The sequence below is a fragment of the Salinivibrio sp. AR647 genome, from assembly GCF_001995415.1.
GTDB classification, from domain to species: domain Bacteria; phylum Pseudomonadota; class Gammaproteobacteria; order Enterobacterales; family Vibrionaceae; genus Salinivibrio; species Salinivibrio costicola.
The window spans coordinates 299,451-322,861 of the sequence record NZ_MUFE01000003.1 but is presented as its reverse complement, the minus strand read 5'-3'; the positions used below and the strand labels follow the sequence as shown (position 1 = coordinate 322,861).

Annotated in this window: 19 protein-coding genes; 8 read left to right on the top strand and 11 right to left on the bottom strand. The window is 50.4% G+C overall.

Going from position 1 to position 23,411, the window contains the following annotated elements; translation table 11 throughout:
- Positions 1-106 precede the first annotated feature (106 nt).
- From BZG76_RS05445 to aspS, 9 genes are all read right to left on the bottom strand, one after another.
- Complete coding sequence (locus tag BZG76_RS05445) at positions 107-403, bottom strand: cyd operon YbgE family protein (protein ID WP_158011321.1); 297 nt, start codon at positions 401-403, stop codon at positions 107-109.
- Positions 396-503, bottom strand: coding sequence for a cytochrome bd-I oxidase subunit CydX (gene cydX / locus BZG76_RS05440; RefSeq protein WP_021024361.1), 108 nt, complete (start codon positions 501-503; stop codon positions 396-398). The genes BZG76_RS05445 and cydX overlap by 8 nt, the downstream gene beginning before the upstream one ends.
- Positions 504-518: 15 nt before the next feature.
- On the bottom strand, positions 519-1,655 hold the full coding sequence (gene cydB / locus BZG76_RS05435) for a cytochrome d ubiquinol oxidase subunit II (RefSeq protein WP_077460429.1): 1,137 nt from the start codon (positions 1,653-1,655) through the stop codon (positions 519-521).
- An 11-nt stretch (positions 1,656-1,666) separates the two neighbouring features.
- Positions 1,667-3,250 carry a cytochrome ubiquinol oxidase subunit I gene (cydA, locus tag BZG76_RS05430; RefSeq protein WP_028569775.1) on the bottom strand — a complete coding sequence of 528 codons (1,584 nt, stop codon included), beginning with the start codon at positions 3,248-3,250 and terminating at the stop codon, positions 1,667-1,669.
- A 509-nt stretch (positions 3,251-3,759) separates the two neighbouring features.
- Positions 3,760-4,773 carry a Holliday junction branch migration DNA helicase RuvB gene (ruvB, locus tag BZG76_RS05425; protein WP_021024358.1) on the bottom strand — a complete coding sequence of 338 codons (1,014 nt, stop codon included), beginning with the start codon at positions 4,771-4,773 and terminating at the stop codon, positions 3,760-3,762.
- A 3-nt stretch (positions 4,774-4,776) separates the two neighbouring features.
- Positions 4,777-5,406, bottom strand: a complete 630-nt coding sequence (ruvA, locus tag BZG76_RS05420) for a Holliday junction branch migration protein RuvA (protein ID WP_077460428.1) — start codon at positions 5,404-5,406, stop codon at positions 4,777-4,779.
- A gap of 471 nt (positions 5,407-5,877) precedes the next feature.
- Positions 5,878-6,399, bottom strand: a complete 522-nt coding sequence (ruvC, locus tag BZG76_RS05415; protein ID WP_021022886.1) for a crossover junction endodeoxyribonuclease RuvC — start codon at positions 6,397-6,399, stop codon at positions 5,878-5,880.
- The gene (locus tag BZG76_RS05410) at positions 6,400-7,146 is read right to left on the bottom strand and encodes a YebC/PmpR family DNA-binding transcriptional regulator (protein ID WP_077460427.1); all 747 of its coding nucleotides are present in this window, start codon (positions 7,144-7,146) and stop codon (positions 6,400-6,402) included.
- 109 nt (positions 7,147-7,255) lie between these two features.
- Positions 7,256-9,040, bottom strand: coding sequence for an aspartate--tRNA ligase (gene aspS, locus BZG76_RS05405; RefSeq protein ID WP_021022365.1), 1,785 nt, complete (start codon positions 9,038-9,040; stop codon positions 7,256-7,258).
- Between the two features lie 304 nt (positions 9,041-9,344).
- Here aspS and BZG76_RS05400 point away from each other — a divergent pair, with 304 nt between their 5' ends.
- From BZG76_RS05400 to BZG76_RS05365, 8 genes are all read left to right on the top strand, one after another.
- Positions 9,345-10,187 carry a DUF72 domain-containing protein gene (locus BZG76_RS05400; protein ID WP_198532301.1) on the top strand — a complete coding sequence of 281 codons (843 nt, stop codon included), beginning with the start codon at positions 9,345-9,347 and terminating at the stop codon, positions 10,185-10,187.
- Positions 10,188-10,321: 134 nt separating this feature from the next.
- Entirely contained in the window at positions 10,322-11,050 is a 729-nt protein-coding gene (gene cmoA, locus BZG76_RS05395) for a carboxy-S-adenosyl-L-methionine synthase CmoA (RefSeq protein WP_021022363.1), read from the top strand.
- 171 nt (positions 11,051-11,221) lie between these two features.
- Positions 11,222-12,193: a tRNA 5-methoxyuridine(34)/uridine 5-oxyacetic acid(34) synthase CmoB gene (cmoB, locus tag BZG76_RS05390; RefSeq protein ID WP_077460426.1), complete on the top strand. Its 972-nt coding sequence runs from the start codon at positions 11,222-11,224 to the stop codon at positions 12,191-12,193.
- A gap of 398 nt (positions 12,194-12,591) precedes the next feature.
- Positions 12,592-13,410 (top strand): ATP-dependent zinc protease family protein, encoded by an 819-nt coding sequence (locus BZG76_RS05385; RefSeq protein ID WP_077460425.1) that lies wholly within the window; start codon positions 12,592-12,594, stop codon positions 13,408-13,410.
- Between the two features lie 56 nt (positions 13,411-13,466).
- Positions 13,467-14,996: an inactive transglutaminase family protein gene (locus BZG76_RS05380; RefSeq protein WP_077460424.1), complete on the top strand. Its 1,530-nt coding sequence runs from the start codon at positions 13,467-13,469 to the stop codon at positions 14,994-14,996.
- Positions 14,989-15,996, top strand: coding sequence for an alpha-L-glutamate ligase-like protein (locus BZG76_RS05375; protein WP_077460423.1), 1,008 nt, complete (start codon positions 14,989-14,991; stop codon positions 15,994-15,996). Before BZG76_RS05380 ends, BZG76_RS05375 begins: the two co-directional genes overlap by 8 nt.
- An 80-nt stretch (positions 15,997-16,076) precedes the next feature.
- Positions 16,077-16,589 (top strand): VC2046/SO_2500 family protein, encoded by a 513-nt coding sequence (locus BZG76_RS05370; protein WP_077460422.1) that lies wholly within the window; start codon positions 16,077-16,079, stop codon positions 16,587-16,589.
- 259 nt (positions 16,590-16,848) lie between these two features.
- The gene (locus BZG76_RS05365; RefSeq protein WP_077460421.1) at positions 16,849-17,496 is read left to right on the top strand and encodes an SDR family NAD(P)-dependent oxidoreductase; all 648 of its coding nucleotides are present in this window, start codon (positions 16,849-16,851) and stop codon (positions 17,494-17,496) included.
- A gap of 545 nt (positions 17,497-18,041) precedes the next feature.
- Here BZG76_RS05365 and BZG76_RS05355 read toward each other — a convergent pair.
- Positions 18,042-19,022 carry an IS110 family transposase gene (locus BZG76_RS05355; RefSeq protein ID WP_077460419.1) on the bottom strand — a complete coding sequence of 327 codons (981 nt, stop codon included), beginning with the start codon at positions 19,020-19,022 and terminating at the stop codon, positions 18,042-18,044.
- A gap of 1,114 nt (positions 19,023-20,136) precedes the next feature.
- On the bottom strand, positions 20,137-22,884 hold the full coding sequence (gene adhE, locus BZG76_RS05340) for a bifunctional acetaldehyde-CoA/alcohol dehydrogenase (RefSeq protein ID WP_274532496.1): 2,748 nt from the start codon (positions 22,882-22,884) through the stop codon (positions 20,137-20,139).
- Positions 22,885-23,411: the final 527 nt, after the last annotated feature.

The following is a 23,411-nucleotide window of genomic DNA, read 5'->3' as shown; positions in this document are numbered from 1 at the left end:
CAAAAAACACACAATGACTCTGCTGCCAGTGATGAAAAAAGCACCACCTGGGTGCTTTTGTCATTCGTTTGTCACTTTGCGCTTGCTCACCGAGCGTTTGGCTCAACTAGCGTAACCACATCAAGGCGAGCAAAAGAAGAGACACGCCCCACCCTAATGGCGGCCAAGTAAGCCAGCGGCTCCATTTTCCTTGCGCTGTAAAGCCGACAGCGTGAATCACGCCCAAGCAGGTGGCGTAAAGTAGGCCCACGCCCATGAGGAACGTGACGCCGCCCATGCGCTGCGCGAAGGCTTCAGGCGCCCACATTACTTGGCCCCCCCAGCATAATGCACTGGCCAATGAGAGCAGCCGCCAAAGGCCAGAAAAATCCTGGCCTAAAGGGGCGGGTTGGCGATCACTCATTATCGTGATCCATGGCTTCGGTATGCTCAAGCCATAACGCATTGATGATCCCGAAGGCGCATGCCAGCAGCACACCGAGAATCCACGTGAAATACCACATATGCAGGCTCCTTACTTAGTACAGTGAATGTTTGTTGTCTTCAATATATTGCGCATCTAAGCGGCCGAACATCTTAATGTAGCACCACAAGGTGTAAGCCAAGATAATCGGCACAAAAATCGCAGCGACGATAGTCATAATCGATAATGTCAGTTCGCTCGAGGTGGCATCCCACATGGTCAAACTATGACTTGGGAAGGTGCTCGATGGCATTACAAAGGGGAACATCGCGATACCCGCGGTCAAAATTACCCCAGCAATGGCTAAGCTCGAGAACAAGAAGGCCCAGCCACCACGTTCAACTCGAGACGCCAGCAGTGCCAATAGTGGCATCACCGCACCGACAATGGGAGCTAACCAAAGGATTGGCATCGCTTGGTAGTTGTGCATCCACGCGCCGCTTTGCACCGCCACCTCTTTCGCCAGTGGGTTAGACGCCGCTTGATTCGCCGCTTCACTGACCACCACAAAGCCTTCCAGGTTTTGTACCCAAAAGCCCGCTGCCACGAACAAAACGGTGGTCAGTAGCGCACACAGTTGCGCCACATTGCGTGCCCGTACATGCAGCGCATCGGTGGTTTTCATTTGCAGCCAGGTTGCCCCTTGCAGCACCACCATAAACAGACTCACAAGGCCACACACCAGTGCGAATGGATTAAGCAGTGCGAAAAAGCCACCGGTGTAGGTTGGGATCAACAGCTCGCTTAACTGAAATGGTACGCCTTGCAGCAAGTTGCCAAAGGCGACACCGAAAATCACAGGCGGTATAAAACCACCGGCAACCAGGCCCCAGTCCCAGGCAGTACGCCAGCGCTTATCATCAATTTTTGAGCGGTAGTCAAAGCCCATGGGACGGAAAAATAACGCCGCCAGTGTGAGCACCATCGCGATATAAAACCCAGAGAATGACACTGCATAAACCAGCGGCCAGGCAGCGAATAATGCCCCACCCGCGGTGACTAGCCAAACTTGGTTGCCTTCCCAGTGCGGGGCGACAGAGTTAATCATCACCCGGCGCTCGCTATCCGTTTTGCCGATCAGGGTGAGCAAAGCGCCCACCCCCATGTCAAAGCCATCGGTGACGGTAAAGCCAATCAGTAGCACCCCAATAAGCGCCCACCAGATCAGCCGTAACATTTCATAATCAAACATGCTATCTCTCCTTATGCTTCAATCTGGCGGCTGAAATCCGCTTCTGGATTGCCTTTTTGTTCAAAGTGGTAGCGGCCGGTTTTGAGGCTACTTGGCCCCAAGCGCGCAAACTTGAACATCAGATAGAGCTCGGCGACGAGAAAGACGGTGTAGAGCGAACAAATCGCCACCATCGAGAAGATGATATCGCCTGCAGCGAGGTTAGAGGCGGCCATATGCACTGGTAAAATCTCACCCACAGCCCAAGGCTGACGACCATATTCGGCAACAAACCAGCCCGCTTCACAGGCAATCCAAGGCAGCGGAATACCAATCAGTGCCAGTTTGAGTAGCCAAGGTTTTTGATCAATACGTTGACGGCAGGTTTGCCAGAAGCTCATGCCAAAGATAAACAGCATCGCAAAGCCACAGGCCACCATGATCCTAAAGCTCCAGAACAACGGTGCCACGTGTGGAATAGAGTCTTGTGCCGCTTGCTGAATTTGCCCTTCGGTGGCATCAACCACTTTATCGGTATAAGGCTTGAGCAGCAGACCATAACCGAGGTCATTTTTCACTTCATTAAAGGCGGCTTTAGTTTCAGACGATGTCTCGCCGGCACGCAATTTTTCTAGCAATGCGTACGCCTGCATCCCGTTGCGGATACGGGTTTCGTGCTCAGCAATCAAATCGGTTAAGCCTGTCACTTCTTTATCCAGTGAGCGCGTGGCAATGATCCCCATCGCATACGGGATTTTGATCGCATAATCGGTTTGCATGGTGTCTTGATTAGGAAGACCCACCACGGTGAAGGCTGCTGGCGCTTCCTCGGTGTGCCATTCGGCCTCAATCGCCGCCAATTTGACCTTTTGCACATCGCCCAGCTCATAACCGGATTCATCACCCAGAATAATGACCGAGACGATCGCGGCCATACCAAAGGAGGCAGCAATTGCAAACGAGCGACGTGCGAAGGCGAGATCACGCCCTTTCAGTAGGTAGTAGGCACTGATACCGAGCACGAACATTGCCCCGGTGGTGTAGCCTGCCGCGACGGTGTGAACAAATTTAACTTGTGCTACCGGGTTAAAGACCACATCGGCAAAGCTCACCATTTCCATACGCATGGTTTCGAAGTTGAACTCCGAGCCCACTGGGTTTTGCATCCAGCCGTTGGCGACCAGGATCCAAAGCGCGGAAAAGTTAGAGCCTAACGCCACCAGCCAAGTGGTGACCAAATGCTGACGTTTACTGAGACGATCCCAACCAAAGAAGAATAAGCCCACAAAGGTGGATTCAAGGAAGAAGGCCATCAGCCCTTCAATGGCGAGCGGGGCGCCAAAAATATCCCCGACATAGTGGGAATAGTAGGCCCAGTTGGTCCCGAATTGAAACTCCATGGTGAGGCCGGTTGCCACACCGAGCGCAAAGTTAATCCCAAAGAGTTTACCCCAAAACTTGGTCATGTCTTTGTAGATTTGCTTGTCGGTCATCACGTATAACGATTCCATGATGGCCAGCAAAAATGCCAAACCTAGCGTTAGGGGAACAAACAGGAAGTGATACATCGCGGTCAGCGCAAACTGCAGCCGCGATAAATCGACGATATCGGTAATCATGGTCACTCCTTTACACCGCTTTCGGTGCCGATACAGTTGTATCGCTCGTTTTACTTTCTCACCCTGCATGGCCGCCAAACCGCTGGCCGGTGCGGGGAAAGCGCTACACTTTCTCTAGTCACTGCTTGCATGTTACACGCTTGAAACACTCAAGTTACTTAATAGTTAAATATATTCTAATTAAGTTATAACTAATATTACAGACGTAACTTATGTGCGTTAATCGCCTTTTCCCGAGTTTGTCGAGTCAGTTGCAAAAACAACAAAGCATCGACATCGAGGTGTAAAATTGTGATTAACCACAAAGAAACCAAGTGATTATTGGCTGTAATTCAAAGCCACATCTCACTCTGGTTGGCTGTAACTGTCAGCAGATGGGAGTAACGATAAGGGGTCACGTGCTACATAACCTTAATCTAGATCAAAAAACCCCATTGATTGGCGGTCAATGGGGCGGTTTTGGTAAAAAATGTCTTGATCTCAGTTAAGCTTTCGGCCGGTTTTTGTCACACCTTGGGCACATCAAAGCCAAAATGCAGATAGGCGCGCTGGCTGGCAATTCGACCACGCGGGGTGCGTTGTAAATAGCCTTGCTGGATCAGATAAGGCTCAATCACATCTTCAATGGTGTCTTTTTCTTCACCAATCGCCGCGGCCAGGTTATCTAAGCCGACCGGCCCCCCATCGAATTTTTCAATAATGGCGTTGAGCAGTTTGCGGTCCATGTAGTCAAACCCTTGGCTATCAACGTCCAGCATATCCAAGGCGCGCTGGGCGATATCGGGACAGATGTGCCCACTGCCTTTTACTTCGGCAAAGTCGCGCACACGGCGGAGTAAACGGTTGGCAATCCGTGGTGTACCACGTGAACGACGCGCCACTTCCTCGGCCCCTTCGTCTTCCATCGACAACGCCAAGCAATGCGCACTGCGTTTTACAATCCCGGTTAAATCACGCACGTTGTAGTATTCCAAACGCTGGGTAATACCAAAACGGTCACGCAGGGGGGATGTCAGTGAGCCCGCACGGGTAGTGGCGCCAATCAGGGTAAACGGTGGCAAATCGATTTTAATCGAGCGGGCAGCTGGCCCTTCACCAATCATAATATCCAGTTGGTAATCTTCCATGGCGGGATACAAGACTTCTTCCACCACTGGGCTTAGGCGATGAATTTCATCGATAAACAGCACATCATGGGGTTCTAGATTGGTGAGCAAGGCGGCAAGATCACCAGCTTTTTCTAGCACGGGGCCTGAGGTGGTGCGAATACTCACGTCCATTTCGTTGGCAACAATATTGGCCAAAGTGGTTTTACCGAGGCCGGGCGGGCCAAAAATCAGCAGGTGATCCAGGGCTTCTTGGCGTTTGCGTGCGGCATGGATAAAAATTTCCATTTGCCCACGAACGTGGTCTTGGCCTTGATAATCTTCTAATAACTTGGGGCGTATCGCGCGGTCAATCACTTCATCTTCGCGATCGGGCGTGGTTTGCGCCGAAATTAAACGATCAGCTTCTATCATGGGTTACACCATCGAGCGCAGCGCGTGACGAATGACGTCTTCACTGCTCATGTCATCGGTTGCAATTTGTTTTACCACTTTTTCTGCTTGTGCCGCTTTATAGCCCAAGGCGACCAGGGCACTCACCGCTTCGTCTGCCGCGGTTGAGACCGTGGTCGGTACCGGACGAGTGGCCGCCCCCTCGCCAGTAGCCGCATCCGTACGCGGGGTAAAGAGATCGAATGCTTCCCAGTTTTTAAGCCGATCGCGCATTTCAATCACCAAGCGTTCCGCGGTTTTCTTCCCTACCCCGGGAATCTTCACCAAGGTCGATACATCGTTATGCTCAACACTGTCGACAAAATGATTGGCTGTCATTCCCGACAAAATCGCTAATCCGAGCTTAGGCCCCACGCCATTGGCTTTGATCACTTCCCGAAACAGCGCCCGCTCGCGTTTGCCACTAAAGCCATAGAGTAATTGCGCGTCTTCACGGACCACAAAGTGGGTATACACAGTGGCCGTCTCACCCACGTCCGGCAGTTGATATAGACAGTTCATGGGCATGCTCACTTCGTAACCGACGCCGTTTACGTCAATTAAAATCTCCGGCGGCTGCTTTTCTATCAGGGTTCCGTGTAATCGGCCTATCACAATCGATTCTCTGTTTGTTACTTTCCCTCCAGGATAAAGAATAACTGGATGTATATCCAGTCGAATTGAGGGAATACGGAAAAGCCTATCGTGCCAGCTCTGGTAGATAAAGTTCCTAGGTCCTAGGAACGGCTTTCTGCTCTCTTCTGTACTCCGTAAGCGAAGCGCTCTGTATTCAAAAATCCCGAATATCGCGTAGGTCGGCATAAGCGCCAGCACAATATCAATAATGAATACCCGAGCCGGCCGCGCGCCATCGGACATCAAAGCCAAAGATTAACCTCGATGTTAAATTTGGCGCCGATCGTGACAGGCGCAGTGCAACTGGCGCCCGTTGGCATAGCACATCATTGTTGACATCTTATCGGGGCTTGTGTCACCTACGCCAATGGCACCACCGATGTATAAATTTTGTCATTGTATGCATTCCCACGCAGGAGCGTGGGAACGAGTAAAGAGTAAAAAGCGCTTTTACCGATATCGGCCGCGGCGGGCGGCGTTGGCTTTGCCGGCCATGGCGATCAGGGTGTGGTTGGTGTGGGCATGACAAATCGCCACGGCCAGGGCATCGGCGGCATCGGCTTGGGGGGTGGCGCTGAGTTTCAACATGTGGGTAACCATATGCTGCACTTGCTTTTTATCCGCGCTACCTTTGCCGACGACTGCTTGCTTGATAAGCCTTGCTGCGTATTCAGATACCGGTAGATCGGCATTCACCGCCGCAACGATGGCACTGCCCCGTGCTTGGCCCAATTTAAGCGCCGAATCGGCATTACGGGCCATAAAGACTTGTTCGATGGCAAAGTTGTCCGGCTGAAATTGGGTGATCACTTCACTCACCCCTGCGTAGATATGCTTCAAGCGACCGGGTAAGTCGTCGGTTTCTGTCCGAATACACCCGCTACCGAGGTATTCAAGATGCCGCCCCTGTTGGCGGATCACCCCATAACCGGTGATCCGCGAACCTGGGTCAATCCCCAGTATAATGGTCATTTAGCTTAAACTCGCTGCCACTTCATCCGAGATATCCCCGTTATGATAGACCTCTTGCACATCGTCAAGGTCTTCTAACGTATCGATAAGACGCAGTAACTTCGGTGCGGTATCTGCATCTAACTCGGCTTTGGTCGATGGCACCTGAGTCACTTCGGCGCGTTCCGCTTCAAACCCGGCTTTGTCGAGGGCATCTTTGACGGTACCAAAATCATTAGGGGTGGTGTAGACATCGATTGAGCCGTCGTCATAGGTGACCACGTCTTCTGCCCCGCCTTCGAGTGCCGCTTCCATGACGTCATCTTCTTCCAGGCCAGACGCATAGGTCACAACGCCTTTTTTATCAAATAGGAAGCTGACCGAGCCGTCAGTGCCTAGGTTACCGCCAGATTTGGAAAATGCGTGACGGACACCTGACACGGTACGATTGCGGTTGTCGGTCATGCATTCCACCATCACCGCGGTGCCCGCTGGGCCATACCCTTCGTAAATCACGGTTTCCATGTTGTCGTCGCCATCACCGCCAGCTCCGCGTGTGATCGCTCGGTTGATGGTGTCGCGTGTCATATTGTTAGATAGCGCTTTATCGACCGCCGCACGCAAGCGTGGATTGGTTTCTGCTTCGGGACCACCTTCTTTGGTGGCAACCACTAATTCTCGAATCAGTTTGGTGAAAATCTTACCGCGCTTCGCGTCTTGAGCGGCTTTACGGTGTTTAATATTCGACCACTTACTGTGACCTGCCATATCGATTCTCCGTTTTTTTGCGCTCCCCTCACGTGAAAGGAGTAATCAGAAAAAACGCGCCTTGGCTTTTCAGTCTGAGGCGCGTTGATGAAATGACGTTAAGGTAACGTTATTCGCTTTGTTCGTTTTGCTCGGCTGCCACGGTAATGCTGAGCGCTAGCTCTTCAAGCGCGGCGTCATTGGCAATACTTGGCGCATCCGTCATCAAGCACGCTGCGGCTGTGGTTTTCGGGAACGCAATGACGTCACGAATGTTCTCAGTGCCAGACAGCAGCATCACCAAACGGTCCATACCAAATGCCAAACCTGCGTGTGGAGGGGTGCCGTATTTTAGCGCGTCGAGCAAGAAACCGAACTTCTTGCGCTGCTCTTGTTCGTCAATGCCCAGGGTCTCAAAGACGGCTGCTTGCATTTCTGGGTTATGAATACGCACCGAGCCACCGCCGACTTCATAGCCATTAATCACCATGTCGTAGGCATTGGAGTTCGCCGCGGCCGGATTGGCTTTTAGCTGCTCTGGCGTGACGTCAGTTGGCGCTGTAAATGGGTGGTGCATGGCGTGCAGGTTGCCTTCGTCGTCTTCCTCAAACATCGGGAAGTCCACTACCCACAGCGGGGTCCAAGCTTGGGTGTCGGTCAGTTCAAGATCCAAACCTAATTTTACACGCAATGCGCCCAGCGCTTCGGTGACTACCGATTTTTTGTCGGCGCCGAACAAGATAATGTCCCCGCTTTGCGCGTCAGTGCGTGACAGAATACTCTCCACGACATCCGCGTTAAGGAACTTGGCGACGGGCGATTGAATACCGTCAAAGCCGGCGTCGCGATCGTTGACCTTCATCCATGCCAAGCCTTTGGCGCCGTAAATGCTAACAAAATGGGTGTACTCATCAATTTGTTTGCGAGATAAGCTGGCGCCACCTGGCACGCGGATGACTGCCACGCGGCCTTTTTCATCGTTCGCTGGACCAGAGAAGACTTTAAATTCAACGTCTTTGACAATGTCGGCCACATCGACGATTTCAAGCGGGTTACGCAAATCTGGCTTATCAGAGCCAAACCGACGCATCGCTTCTTCATATTTCATGATGGGGAAGGTACCCAAATCAACGTTGAGTAGCGACTGCCACATTTCGCGGATCATTTGCTCGGTCACGTCACGTACTTGTTCAGCGCTCATGAACGAGGTTTCGATATCGATTTGGGTAAATTCTGGTTGGCGATCCGCGCGCAAGTCTTCATCTCGGAAGCACTTTACGATTTGATAATAGCGATCGAAACCAGACATCATCAGTAGCTGTTTAAACAGCTGTGGCGATTGTGGCAAGGCATAAAAGCTGCCTTTGTGAACGCGGCTTGGCACCAAGTAATCGCGCGCACCTTCCGGGGTTGCTTTGGTCAGTACGGGGGTTTCGATATCTAAAAAGTCGTTCTCATCCAGGAAGCGACGGACAAAGCTGGTAGCCTTGGCACGCAGTTTAATGCGATCGCTCATCTCTGGACGACGCAAGTCGAGGTAGCGGTACTTAAGACGCTGCTCTTCAGAGATAAACTGGTTAAAGTCAATCGGCATCGGTGCGCTGCGGTTGATAATCTCCAACCCTTTCGCCACCACTTCGACTTCGCCGGTGGCCATATCACGGTTGATTTGGCTGTCTGGACGTGCACGGACTTCACCACGAATGGCAACACAGAATTCGTTACGCAATTTATTGGCATGTTCGTAAACATCACCCATATCAGGATCAATCACAACTTGCACCAGACCTTCTCGGTCGCGCATGTCGATAAAAATCAAGCCGCCCAAATCACGACGACGATTAACCCAACCACAAAGACTTACTTCTTGCCCGACATGGGCTTTATTCAGGTGACCACAATATTGGGTGCGCATAGACTATTCCTGATCTGTTCTGATAATTCTGCTTGCCCCCTTGGGCACAAGCCTGTCAATTCTGAGGGAAATTCGACAACAGCCTTTGTCGTACCTGACGATACGCCCCTGCGACTGCCGTTACTGTCAAAGACCTGCCATTATAAAGGAAAAGCCCCGCTCTTGGTAAAGCGATCGCGTGTTTTTATTCTGTTTCTCCTTCATATGGTTTTTTTCCCCGGTTGCGATTAGGCTACCGCAACGTGTATTGACCAATCATAACGACGCCATGTCTCTGATGCTACATCAACTGTCCGATCCGCCGTTGCGCCTTGGTTTGACCCAGTGGTCTCATCCCAGTTGGCAGCACCATTTTTATCCTCCAGGTACCCGTTCGGGTGAGCGTTTAGCCCGCTACGCAGAGGTATTCAATACGGTTGAGGGCAATACCACCTTTTACGCGTCGCCGTCGCCACAGACGGTGGCGAATTGGGCGGCCGCGACGTCAGACACTTTCCAATTTACTTTTAAGTTTCCCAAAACCATTACCCATCAATGCCAGTTGCGCCATGCGCAAGATTTAACGCGGGATTTTATTCATTTGATGGCGCCTCTCCATGATAAAATTGGCCAGTGGACGATTCAGCTGCCGGCCCGCTTTGGTCCTGAAGGCTTGCCGGATCTGGCCGCCTTTTTGCAAAGCTTACCGGCGAATATCTTTATCGGCGTGGAAGTACGGCACCCGGCTTTTTTTGCCAAAGGAGAGGCAGAGAAAGCGTTGAATCGACTCTTGATCGCCCATCATGCCAACCGAGTGATCATGGACAGTCGTCCTGTGTTCTCGGCGAAACCGGACACGCCAGCGGTGATTGATGCACAAAAGAAAAAGCCGCGTGTCCCCGTGCATGCGATTGCCACCAGCGATGCGCCTATGGTGCGGTTTATTGGTCATCCTGAGCTGGCAAACAATAGCGCATTTTTTGAACCATGGATCCCACGTTTATCTCAATGGATAGCCGCGGGCAAAACGCCCTATTTAATGATTCATACCTCGGATAACGACCAAGCCCCGGCACTCGCGGCTCAACTGTATCAACGTCTTGATTTATCAACGCCACTGGCTTCAGTCATCCGCGCCGCGCAAAGTCAGCAAGGGGCACTGTTTTAGTGTATCCACGCAAGGTGCAGGCTCACCGTGCAGACAGGCGCTGAAAAATTCACTACAATACGCCGCTTTTGCGATAGGGTTTGCTGGCGTCAGGTGCTCACACTGGCCAGCTGGGCTGATTTGTAGGGGCTTATATGGCTAATCAGGATAAAATTTTCGCGGCGCCGATTGAGAAGATGGGCGACTTTACCTTCGATGAGAATGTCGCCGAGGTGTTCCCGGATATGATCCAGCGCTCGGTGCCTGGGTACAGCAACATTATCTCGGCGATTGGTATGCTGGCGAAACGCTTTGCCACGCCAGATAGCCATATTTACGATCTCGGTTGTTCGTTGGGCGCCGCCACCTTGTCGATGCGCCGCCATATTCCTCATGACAGCTGTACCATCATCGCGGTTGATAATTCACAAGCGATGGTGGAGCGTTGCCGTTTGCATGTGAATGCCTATCGCGGCGCTGCCGATGTTGAGGTGCGTGAGGCTGATATTCGCGATGTGACTATTACTAATGCCTCCATGGTGGTGCTTAATTTTACCCTACAATTTTTAAGCCCGGACGATCGCCAAGCGCTACTCACCCGCATCTATCAGGGATTAAAACCGGGCGGGATCCTGATTTTGTCGGAGAAGTATTGCTTTGAAGACGAAACCGCCAATGAACTGCTGATTGACTTGCACCATGACTTTAAACGCGCCAATGGCTATAGCGAGCTTGAGATCAGTCAAAAACGCAGTGCGCTGGAAAACGTGATGCGTCCAGATAGCATTGATACCCATAAAACGCGATTGAGCGAGATTGGTTTTAGCAGTGTCGCCATGTGGTTTCAATGTTTTAACTTTGGGTCGATGTTCGCGATTAAATAAGATAAGCGATGACATAAAGCGATGCGTCCCGTCATCCCGGTACGCTATTGATCTATTTAGATCATTGATCCAGTTACACCATTAATCTATTTACACCATTGATCGAGTTGCACCCTTGATCCAGTCAACCCTTTGATTCAGCGAAACACGCCATTAAGTACGAGTAATCTGATGTTTGATTTTTCCGATTTTTATCAACTGATCGCCAAAAACCGTCTCTCTCATTGGTTAGAAGTTCTGCCGGCGCAATTGGCGGAGTGGCAAACCCAGCCCCATGGCGATATGCCAAAGTGGATAAAAGTGCTGAATAAAATCCCGACCGATGCGCCCGAGCAGGTGGAGCTAAAAGATAGGGTCCAGATTGGCGATGCCACCAGCTTGCCTGCCGGTGAGCGTAAAAAGTTAGAAAATCTGCTCCGTAGCTTTCACCCATGGCGCAAAGGGCCTTATCAGGTTCACGGTATGGATATCGACACCGAGTGGCGTTCGGATTGGAAGTGGGATCGGGTGCTTCCCCATATCTCTCCGCTCAAAGGGCGCTATGTGCTCGATGTCGGCTGTGGGAATGGCTACCACATGTGGCGGATGTTGGGTGAAGGGGCGGCTCTGACCGTGGGTATTGATCCCTCTGAGCTCTTCTTAATGCAGTTCGACGCCATTCGTCGCTTAATGGGCAATGACCAACGCGTGCATCTGCTGCCCTTAGGAATCGAAAAACTCCCTGCCCTGCGTGCATTTGATACCGTGTTTAGCATGGGCGTGCTTTACCACCGTCGCTCGCCGCTCGATCATCTAATGCAACTCAAAGATCAGTTAGGGAAAGACGGTGAGCTGATACTGGAAACCTTGGTGATTGATGGCGATGAAAACGCTGTATTGGTGCCATCAGGCCGCTATGCACAAATGCGCAATGTCTACTTTTTCCCTTCGGCGCGTGCGCTCAAAGTGTGGTTGGAAAAAGTCGGATTTGTCGATGTCCGTATTGTCGATGAATGTGTCACCACCACCGATGAGCAGCGCAGCACAGCGTGGATGACCCATAACTCGTTGCCAGAGTACCTAAACCCAGATGACCCGACGCAAACCATCGAAGGGTATCCGGCGCCTAAACGCGCAATTTTAGTGGCGCGCAATCCTGATTAAATCGCGCCAGGCGGCGTGTGCTGTGGTTAATTTTACCTAGTGTAGTTAATTTGACCTAGAGCACACGCAACGCTGACGCTGATGTCGCGATCTGCGCCCTTTTATTGTTATTCACTTTATGCACAAGGGCGCGACTGCCTGTTTTCGGGCAATTTTTCACCAATAGCGTTGATATAATCAACGTTTAGTCAATTCTGACTAACATTTGACAGAATCCCTCTATCCATCTTGGTCGCATCCTTTAGAATCTGCGTCCACGGCTTGTCGTTTCATCCTTCCTGTCAGGCTAAGCAACATAAACCGACTGATGAAATACAAATCGGCTTCGCGACTAAGTCATCGACAAGCTATATTTCAAGCATATACGAGAATTATCTTTCCAGCGCCGAGGGTTTTACATGGTTTATCGCTACACATTGATTGGTGGTTTGCTCGTTATCGTTTCTGGCTGTACCTTGACTTCACAGCACCAGCACAAAGAAACGCTAAACACCATTCACTCCACCGCCACCCATGTGCATGAGCAACAAACGGCCACACAGGACCAATTAAAAGCCCATGACAAGACCCTGGTCGTATTGACCGACGAGATGCGTCAACTGGCTGATAAATTAAACGTCATGCAGCGGACTCAGGCAAAAATGTATGCCAATTTCGCCAACCCAAAACCGGAAGTTAAAATCCAAGAAAAAGTGGTCCGGGTGCCCGTGAATAACGACAAAGTGGTCCTCGGCGGACGTGAATGGGTTTGGTTTGATGAAGTCAAAAGCACCTTCCAGTCGCGCGTAGATACCGGTGCGGCAACCTCGTCGCTCAATGCGGTAGATATTCAAGAATTTGAGCGCGATGGTGACACCTGGGTCAAGTTTAATGTCAATCACAGTGAAAATAATGACCAGTCGGTATTTATGGAAATGCCCGTAAAGCGCTGGGTGCGTATACGGCAATCATCGGCCGATAAAACTGACCGCCGCCCCGTGGTTGAAGCGTGGATCCGGGTGGGTAACATTCACGAAAAAACCGAATTTACCCTCGCGGATCGCACCAATATGGAATACCCCGTATTGTTAGGCCGCTCGTTTTTTAAAGATTTAGCCGTGATAGATGTCAGCCAAGTACACATTCATCCGCAATATCAGCCGGACACTCCCCCGGAGCCTAGTGATGATGATCGTCAGCCGCCATCAGCGTCTAAAGAATCGGCTCTACAAGAATAGGCTTTACGAAAAGCTAGGCTCTTCGAAAATAAGCTCTACGAAAATAGGTAATCGACATGGTTTCACGGGTTCCTTTTTACTTTTTGATCGGCTTTTTAATTTTGGCCGGTATCGCACTGAGTGCCTATCGCCACCTAGGTTATGGGGTGCCTTGGCAAGCGGATGACACTCGCCAAGTCTGGCAAATTGAAGCCAGAATTAACTTTGATGCCGGCGATGGCCCAGTAAAAGTTAGCCTTGCTGCACCAGATAGCCAACCTGGGCTTACGCTTATCGATGAGAGCACCTCCTCGGCAGGCTATGGTTTTTCATTGCTTAACACTGAACATGGCCGCCAAGCACAGTGGTCGACGCGCCAAGCCAACGGTAAGCAAACCCTTTATTTTAAAAACCAAATGTTAGTCGACGACAGTGCGCGCTATACCATGGCCCCACCTGATGAAGAGCCGGTGACGCTTCCTGTGATGGATAATGCTGCCAAAAATGCGGCGTTAACACTGCTGGATCGTGCACGGGCGCGCTCGGCGGACAACATTACGTTGACCCGTGAGCTCATCAAACAATTTAATAGCCCAGATAGTCAAAACGCGGCGTTGTTACTCAATACCCTCGACAAACCCGACGCCCTACGAAAAACCTTGGCACTGGAAGGTGTGCATGCGCGCGTGGTCGGTGGCTTGGAGCTTGAAGATGGGCGACGTCGCCAAACCATTTCTCCCATGCTACAAGTGTGGCAAGACACACGCTGGCACTTGTTTGATTTAACCACTGGGCAAAATGGCCATCACAGTAATGTCCTGCTCTGGAACCAGCACGGCGGGCCATTGTTAGAAGTGATGGGCGGTGAACATAGCCAGGTACATTTTTCAATTATCTCCCAAGATATCAGCCCACAACAGGCCACTTCGGCGAAGGTTTCCGCCGATAACCTACTTAACTTTTCTATTCATAGCTTGCCCATTGAAGAGCAGGCGATGTTTAAAACCATTATGCTGATCCCGATTGGCGCGCTGATTGTGGTGTTCTTGCGCGTGATCGTGGGGTTAAAGACTTCAGGGACCTTTATGCCAGTGCTGATTGCGGTTGCCTTTGTGCAAACCCAATTACTCACTGGGATTGTTGGCTTTGTGTTGATCGTCGGCACTGGGCTGGTGATAAGAAGCTATCTCTCGCGGCTTAATTTGCTGCTGGTGGCGCGAATTTCCGCGGTGATTATCACGGTCATTTTAATTATTTCGGTATTTAGCGTGATCGCGTTCCGTATCGGCTTAATGGAAGGGCTAACCATCACCTTCTTCCCAATGATTATTCTGTCATGGACCATCGAGCGGATGTCGATTTTATGGGAAGAGGAAGGCGCAAAAGAAGTGGTCATTCAAGGCGGTGGCTCACTCGTCACTGCGGTGTTGGTGTATTTGGCGATGACCAATGAGTTGGTCCGGCATCTGACCTTTAACTTTATTGGTTTGCAGCTGGTGATCTTGGCATTGATATTAATGCTGGGTAATTACACCGGCTACCGCTTGTCGGAGTTGAAGCGGTTTCGCCCGTTAGCACAACAGGATGGGAGCGGTCGTGATGATTAAATTCTTTTCACGGTTCGCCTCCCCCTTTCGCCTGAATCACTCCGGCATTATGGGGATGAACCAGCGTAATATCCGTTACATTGGTCGTTACAACGACAGACGTCTTTATCCATTAGTGGATGACAAACTTAAAACCAAGTTGATCGCCCAGCAAGCCGGCGCTACCGTCCCTGAGTTGATCGGCGTGATTGATAGCCAAGCGCACGTCAAACGTATTCATCACATGGTGGCAAATTGGCCCGGTTTTGTGATTAAACCGGCGCAAGGCTCAGGCGGTAAGGGCATTTTGGTGGTGACGAAAAATCATCAAGGGGTCTATACCAAGGCCTCTGGCAAGACCGTGAGCCACATCGATGTTGAACGTCATATCACCAATACGCTCGCGGGCCTGTTCTCGCTCGGTGGCAAAGCGGATGTCGCCGTGGTCGAGAACTTGATCGCGTTCGACGATAGCTTCGCCGGTTTTAGCTATGAAGGGGTCCCTGATATTCGCGTGATTGTGTTTCAAGGGTATCCGGTGATGGCGATGATGCGGCTGTCGACCTCAGCATCTGATGGCAAGGCCAATCTGCATCAAGGGGCGGTAGGCGTCGGGCTAGATATGGCCACCGGTAAGGCGCTAAAGGCGGTGCAATTTAACCGCCCCATCACCCATCACCCGGATACGGAACATGACCTTTATACCCTGAAAGTGCCTCATTGGCAGCAGCTGCTCACGCTGGCAGCCAGCGCCTGGGAGATGACCGACTTAGGTTACATGGGGACAGATATGGTATTAGATAAAGAGAAGGGCCCGATGGTACTCGAGCTTAATGCACGGCCTGGTCTTGCGATCCAAATTGCCAATGGTTGCGGATTGCTGCCAAGGTTACGGCTGATTGAGTCACTTCCACCTCGGCGCTACCCGCTGATGCCAGACGATCGCGTGGCGTTTTCGATGCAGCATTTTGCTGGACAAAGTACGCAGCCATTGTCGCCCCAACTGGCACAAACCGGATAAAAAAGCACTAAAGTTTACCGTACGCGGCCGATACCCTATTACACATCCGCACAATCACGATATGAATTAGGGTAACCGCAGTGACTATCCATACCATCGACAAAGCGCAGCTTATTAGCGACGTCCAGTTTGGGGGCAACCTCAATCAGGCGGTGGTGCAAGGGCGTCGTTCCGACTTTGCGTTGATGATGGCGCTGCTTTCCGGGGATGCGAATGAGTCAACGCCACTCACCCTCACCGATAACCCTATCAGTAATGATGCGGTATTGCGCCAGCAGTTCCAGCTGGCAGAGCCGCAACCCTTGGCGGCCAGCAATGAAGAAGATTATCAGCGCGCCAGTACCCAAGCCGATGCCTTTCATCGTGGCGGTTTAGCCAGCGCTAATTTGCGCTTTCAACTTGCTCCGGCCGCTATGCATTATCCGCCCCAGGGGACACACGGCTTTGATGAAGCGGTCTACCATAATCTTTCCGGTCATGAGCGTCGTCATTTAGCTGATGCAACCCCGAGCCGCCCCGCTTTTAACCCTGCCACCTTGTATGAAAAACTCACCACATCGCATTGCTTCGATAAAATGCGTGTAAGCGCATAACAACGAAGATCGCAAGTTGATCCTGATAGGGTTTCATGATCCTTATCGAAATTGTGATCGTCTCTCAATTCCCAACAATATTTCTGCCAGACGACCAGACGTTTTGCGCCTTTTTTTCGCAGTCGGCGTCATTATGGTCCAGTATTACCTTCCCACGCTTGAATAAGGTGTGAGTAAGCTGTCATTTTCACGTGATTAGCTTGAGTATAAAAGGCAAGGCGTGATGCGCTAATTTATTGATACTATTAAGGAAWTGACCATGAAGATCGATAACGCAGTGGTCGTTATTACCGCCGGCGGCTCATCATCGGGACGCGCAATGGCAGAGCATTTTTGCTCGCTTGGTGCTGACGTCGCATTGCTCGATACTGAATGGCCAGCACTGCGCTTAAGTGCCGATCAATGCCGTCCCTATGCTGGGCGCGTCCAGCCGATTTGTTTGGCCAATGATCAACCGGCTTCTATCCATGATGCGTTCGCACAAGTGACGCAACTTTTTGGCGGCATTGATGTGCTCATCAACCAATGGCAAGGCGACATATTGCCCAGTTTATTTAACAATGGTGCTTGGTGTGATATGCCGAGAATGCTGACCAATACAACCTCGCCGTGTTATCTGGTGGTTCAGCACGCGGCAGAGTGTATGCAACAACGTGGTCGCCCCGGTGTGATCATTAATGTCGCTGGCGCTCATCTTACCCCTGACACCGTTGCCAATGCCATGATTGGCGGCTTAACCCAGCGCTGGGCCAAAGAGCTTTCCGGGCTAAAGATCCGCGTGGGAGGCATTGTGCCACGCCACCGACATCGGGCAACCTTTGAGATGGATGACGAATTAATTCGAAACGCGGAGTATATTGTCTCGAATGATTCTTTTAACGGCCGGTTGTTAGAAGCAAGTGGGTAGAAAGAGCAAAAGCCCCGATGCGAGTAAGCGGCAGTCCTTTCTCGTTTCTAGTCTCTAGAAGCGAAGCGTCTCGTCTCTTTCCGTATTCCGTAAGCGAAGCGCTCTGTATTCCAATTCCCGAATACCGCGTAGGTCGGCATAAGCGCCAGTCCGATGTAAGCCTCGTGCATCGATGTGCCCTGCGCGCCTCCGACATTGAGGTCAAATTTGGCACCAAACGTGACAGGCGCCGTTGACAATGTGCACATGTCCATCATCGTGCTGGGGCTTGTGTCACCTACGCCAATGGCACCACCGATATATAAACCAGGCGTAGATACCATCTCTCCGAACCATCCGTAAAGGGTTATGTAACCACTTGCGGGTGGTATTCGCTTTGATGTTTTACAACACCAAAACAAATCTGTACCAGCTTGCGCATTCCAGCTCCTAAAGCCTGCATTTTACTTTTACCGTTTTCCATTAGGCGCTGATATTGTACCTGGATATCCGGGTTATATCTCAAGCAAANGTAGATACCATCTCTCCGAACCATCCGTAAAGGGTTATGTAACCACTTGCGGGTGGTATTCGCTTTGATGTTTTACAACACCAAAACAAATCTGTACCAGCTTGCGCATTCCAGCTCCTAAAGCCTGCATTTTACTTTTACCGTTTTCCATTAGGCGCTGATATTGTACCTGGATATCCGGGTTATATCTCAAGCAAACAACTGCCGCCATATACAGCTTTGCTCTGACATTAGCGGGCCCTTGTTTACTTAGACGGCTACGGCCTTTCCATTGTCCAGACTGTTGTATGCGGGGGACTAACCCTAAAAATGCAGCAACTTGCCCCGCTGTTCTGAATGAACGGCTGTGCAGCACGCTAAGCATTAAACGGGAGACTATCGGTCCTACACCCGGAATGCTTTCCATCAACTGGCGATCTTTTCTCAACTGTGGGTAGCGACCAATATGGTTGTCGATATCATCTTCAAGTCGCCTTTTCTCCGCTTTAAGCTGTTCGATCATCAGGTTTAATGACCCAATGACACGCTCTGAAGAACAGTTAAACTCGGCTTTCTCCAAGCGATTAGTCTCGCGGTTTAAATCTGTCTCCAACGATTCTAAGCGTGCCAGAAGTGCTTTTAATTCACGAATTTCCGGGCGTTCCGGCTGCCAGAGTTCAGGATGCATTCTGTGACAATAGAGAGCTAATATCTGGCTGTCTTTGGCATCCGTCTTGTGAGTATTACCCAGACTGGATGCAAACTCTTTAGTTCGGGCTGGGTTAACAACACAGATCTGATAGCCGCGCTCAAAAAGATAATGAGCAAGATTTTCATGGTAGATACCGGTTGCTTCCATCAACACGGTAATCTCACTGGGATCAGCTTTGGTCAGACTTGTAAGCCAGATGTCTAAGGCCTTGCTGTCTGCCGCATTATTCTTAAATACTTTGGTTTTGAATTTGTTTTTTTCCGCGTCACGTAACCAACAACAATCGAGTTTGGCTTTACTGATATCAATACCGATATAATGCATCTCTCACTACCCTTGTACATGCAGCATCACTGAAAACAGGTGCTTGGATACCATTCAATGTATAAGAACAAAAGAGTCTGGGCGCTGATCTACATAACAGCATCAGGTGCTAAGGTCGGAATCAGCATCACCAAACTCACCGGAACAGAGGTAGCTAACCTCAACTCCAGGAGAGATACAAGGTNCCGATATAATGCATCTCTCACTACCCTTGTACATGCAGCATCACTGAAAACAGGTGCTTGGATACCATTCAATGTATAAGAACAAAAGAGTCTGGGCGCTGATCTACATAACAGCATCAGGTGCTAAGGTCGGAATCAGCATCACCAAACTCACCGGAACAGAGGTAGCTAACCTCAACTCCAGGAGAGATACAAGGTCGGTATAAGCGCCAGCACAATGCCAATCATTATCACGATGTGGGCCGCGCGCCATCCGACATCAAAGCCAAAGATTAATCCCGATGTTAAATTTGGCGCCAAACGTGACAGGCGCCCGTTGACAATGTGCACTTATCCAACATCTTACCGGGGCTTGTATCATCGTCGCCAATGGCACCACCGATGTATAAATCAGGCGTAGGAAGTGCGGCTCGATGGTTTTGTCACGACCTCTAATCATGGCTCAAATTCCGTATGCATTCCCACGCAGGAGCGTGGGAACGAGCAAAACCAGGCGTAGGTCGGCATAAGCGCCAGCACAATGCCAATCATTATCACGATGTGGGCCGCGCGCCATCCGACATCAAAGCCAAAGATTAATCCCGATGTTAAATTTGGCGCCAAACGTGACAGGCGCCCGTTCACAATGTACACATATTCATCATCGTGCTGGGGCTTGTGTCATCGTCGCCAATGGCACCATCGATGTATAAATTTTGTCATTGTATGCATTCCCACGCAGGAGCGTGGGAACGAGCAAGAAGCGAAGCGTCTCGTCTCTTTCCGTATTCCGTAAGCGAAGCGCTCTGTATTCCAATTCCCGAATATCGCGTAGGTCGGCATAAGCGCCGGGACTTGTGTTCAATCGTAAGATTAAGCAATCACGCGGGTAAAATCAAAAAGACCCGCCGGTGGCGGGTCTTTTTCGTTAAGCGGTTGCCTAGGTTACATTAGGCGTCTGCTTTTTGGTCCTTTTGCTCAGCTTTCGCTTTTGCGTCAGCTTTAGCCGCTTTGGTCGGCGCTGCAGCGGGTTGGTCATCTCTTTTTTTGATAACCGTGGTGCCTTCAAAGGTTTCACCTTCAACGTAAGGCTTGCCATAGTAAGACGCAACTAACACTTCTTTCAGCTCTTTGATGAGTGGGTAGCGTGGGTTTGCACCGGTACATTGGTCATCAAACGCTTCTTCCGCCAGCTCGTCTAATTTAGCCATGAAGTCTGCTTCTGGTACACCCGCCGCTTGGATAGAGGTTGGAATGTCTAGTTTCAGCTTCATGTCTTCAAGCCAGGTTAACAAACGCTCAATTTTCTGTGCGGTACGGTCACCGGCTTGAGCCAGACCCAAGTGGTCAGCGATTTCTGCATAGCGACGACGTGCTTGTGGGCGGTCGTACTGCGAGAATGCCGTTTGCTTGGTTGGGTTGTCATTGGCGTTAAAACGTACCACGTTTGAAATCAATAATGCGTTCGCCAGGCCATGCGGCAGGTGGAACTCAGCACCGAGTTTATGCGCCATGGAGTGACACACACCCAAGAAGGCGTTGGCAAACGCGACACCGGCAATGGTGGCACCATTGTGCACTTTCTCACGTGCGATTGGGTCGTTAGCACCGTGCGTATAGCTTGCTGGCAGATAGTCTTTCAGCAGTTTCAGTGCTTGCAACGCTTGCCCTTCCGAGTACTCATTTGACAGGATAGACACGTAAGCTTCCATCGCGTGAGTAATCGCATCGTAACCACCAAAGGCTGTCAGCGACTTCGGCATGTTCATCACTAGGTTGGCATCAACAATCGCCATTTGTGGTGTCAGCTCGTAGTCAGCCAGTGGGTATTTCGCACCGGTTTCGTCGTCAGTCACAACCGCAAACGGCGTGACTTCTGAACCAGTACCTGAAGTGGTTGTTACACAAACCAATTCGGCTTTTTTACCCATTTTCGGGAATTTGTAGATACGTTTACGGATATCCATAAAGCGCATTGCGAGCTCTTCGAACGCGGTTTCTGGATGCTCGTACATTACCCACATAATTTTCGCTGCGTCCATCGGTGAACCACCACCAAGAGCGATAATCACGTCAGGCTGGAAGCTTTGCATCGCTTCAGCACCTTTGCGTACCACGCTTAGCGTTGGATCCGCTTCCACTTCGAAGAAAGTGTTTACATCCATGCCTTGCGCTTTAAGCAGTGACTCAATTTGCTCTGAATAACCGTTGTTAAACAGGAAGCGGTCAGTCACGATCATCGCACGTTTCTTGTCTTCCAAATCACCCAGTGCGATTGGCAAGCTGCCGCGACGGAAGTAGATAGATTTTGGTAGTTTGTGCCACAGCATATTCTCAGCTCGCTTCGCAACAGTTTTCTTGTTCATCAGGTGTTTAGGCCCAACGTTCTCAGAAATTGAGTTACCACCCCATGATCCACAACCCAGTGTGAGTGACGGTGCAACGTTAAAGTTGTACAAATCACCGATACCACCGTGCGTCGTTGGAATGTTCACCAGAATACGTGCTGTTTTCAGGCGGTCACCGAAATACTTAATGCGGTCTTGGTTGACATCTTGGTTGGTATACAGGCCTGATGTGTGACCGATACCGCCCATTTCTACCATTTTGCAAGCCATGTCGACGGCGTGCTCGAAGTTTTTGGCACGGAACATACCCAAGGTTGGTGAGAGTTTCTCGTGTGCAAATTCTTCTTCAATGCTGATTTCCAGGCCTTCACCAATCAGAATTTTTGTGTCTGATGGGACGCTTACGCCTGCCATATCGGCAATTTTTGTTGCTGATTGACCGACGATATCTGCGTTCAGGTTGCCGTTAATGAGCAACACTTTACGCACTTTGTCGGCGTCGGTTTTACTCAATACATGGCCTTTGTGAGAGGCGAAGCGTTCTTTGACTTCGTCATACACTTCGTCCATCACGATAACCGCTTGCTCTGACGCACATACCACGCCGTTATCGAAGGTTTTAGACATGAGCACAGAAGCTACAGCACGCTTAATGTCTGCAGTCTCGTCAATCACGACAGGTACGTTACCCGCACCCACGCCGATAGCTGGTTTACCAGATGAGTATGCCGCTTTCACCATGCCTGGGCCACCCGTGGCCAGAATCAGGTTGATGTCATCGTGCTTCATCAGTGCGTTAGAAAGCTCAACAGACGGTTGATCAATCCAGCCAATAATGTCTTTAGGCGCACCGGCGGCAACCGCGGCGTCGAGAACCAGTTTTGCGGCATCATTGGTGGAGTTTTTCGCACGTGGGTGTGGCGAGAAGATGATGCCGTTACGGGTTTTCAGTGAGATCAGAGATTTGAAGATCGCTGTCGACGTTGGGTTCGTGGTTGGAACGATACCGCAGATAAGACCCACTGGTTCGGCAATGGTCATGGTGCCGAATTCGTCATTCTCTTCCAAAATGCCGCAGGTTTTATCGTCTTTGTATTTGTTGTAGATGAACTCAGACGCGAAGTGGTTTTTGATAACCTTGTCTTCGAGGATACCCATGCCTGACTCTTCGACGGCTTGTTTAGCCAGCGGGATACGCGCGTTGTTTGCCGCCAGAGATGCAGCACGGAAGATCTTGTCTACTTGCTCCTGTGAATAGGTAGCAAATTCTTGTTGTGCCTTTTTGACACGCTCAACCATCGCGTTGAGTTCGGCAATATTAGTAACAGGCATAGTTGTCTCCTGGTTCATATTTGAAAATCATTTAGTAACTGCTTGCGACCACCAGCCTACCCGCTTGGTTGGGTTTTTGATGGCTGCCTGGCGTTTGACCCCTCTAACCGAGATTTCTTCACCCTAACGGCATCGCATTTAGTAAATAACTTTCAAAACTGAGTATAAGTTTTCACAGCGATAGCAACTTGATCTCGATCATTTGTTATCAAATCAATCACAACGAATTTATTGCTTAACCCCCATGAACATTGGGTTTATTCATCATGTAGCACACAGGCCACGTGTCCAATATTTTCACCAAAGTAACACGACCTTTACATGCGAGGCCAACAAAAGCGGTGATTTTGTATTATTTTTTCAACAAAAAGTGAGTGTCTACCATAAAGCTGTTTCTTTTATTCTTGTAAGCCCACCAATGTGACTCTTTTTCCTCTAGTGAGTAAAAACCGTTTAGTGGCTCAGTATAGTTTGCGCTAACAAACTTGCTCACTCATTTGGGGACTTTTTTGCTCCCTCCCATGACTTCACTAAAACCGCAATCA

Excerpts from the sequence above, each read along its gene's own strand:
- BZG76_RS05445 (WP_158011321.1), bottom strand. The coding sequence starts at position 403 with ATGAGTGATCGCCAACCCGCCCCTTTAGGCCAGGATTTTTCTGGCCTT.
- cydX (WP_021024361.1), bottom strand. The coding sequence starts at position 503 with ATGTGGTATTTCACGTGGATTCTCGGTGTGCTGCTGGCATGCGCCTTC.
- cydB (WP_077460429.1), bottom strand. The coding sequence starts at position 1,655 with ATGTTTGATTATGAAATGTTACGGCTGATCTGGTGGGCGCTTATTGGG.
- ruvB (WP_021024358.1), bottom strand. The coding sequence starts at position 4,773 with ATGATAGAAGCTGATCGTTTAATTTCGGCGCAAACCACGCCCGATCGC.
- ruvC (WP_021022886.1), bottom strand. The coding sequence starts at position 6,399 with ATGACCATTATACTGGGGATTGACCCAGGTTCGCGGATCACCGGTTAT.
- BZG76_RS05410 (WP_077460427.1), bottom strand. The coding sequence starts at position 7,146 with ATGGCAGGTCACAGTAAGTGGTCGAATATTAAACACCGTAAAGCCGCT.
- aspS (WP_021022365.1), bottom strand. The coding sequence starts at position 9,040 with ATGCGCACCCAATATTGTGGTCACCTGAATAAAGCCCATGTCGGGCAA.
- cmoA (WP_021022363.1), top strand. The coding sequence starts at position 10,322 with ATGGCTAATCAGGATAAAATTTTCGCGGCGCCGATTGAGAAGATGGGC.
- cmoB (WP_077460426.1), top strand. The coding sequence starts at position 11,222 with ATGTTTGATTTTTCCGATTTTTATCAACTGATCGCCAAAAACCGTCTC.
- BZG76_RS05385 (WP_077460425.1), top strand. The coding sequence starts at position 12,592 with ATGGTTTATCGCTACACATTGATTGGTGGTTTGCTCGTTATCGTTTCT.
- BZG76_RS05380 (WP_077460424.1), top strand. The coding sequence starts at position 13,467 with ATGGTTTCACGGGTTCCTTTTTACTTTTTGATCGGCTTTTTAATTTTG.
- BZG76_RS05375 (WP_077460423.1), top strand. The coding sequence starts at position 14,989 with ATGATTAAATTCTTTTCACGGTTCGCCTCCCCCTTTCGCCTGAATCAC.
- BZG76_RS05365 (WP_077460421.1), top strand. The coding sequence starts at position 16,849 with ATGAAGATCGATAACGCAGTGGTCGTTATTACCGCCGGCGGCTCATCA.
- BZG76_RS05355 (WP_077460419.1), bottom strand. The coding sequence starts at position 19,022 with ATGCATTATATCGGTATTGATATCAGTAAAGCCAAACTCGATTGTTGT.
- adhE (WP_274532496.1), bottom strand. The coding sequence starts at position 22,884 with ATGAACCAGGAGACAACTATGCCTGTTACTAATATTGCCGAACTCAAC.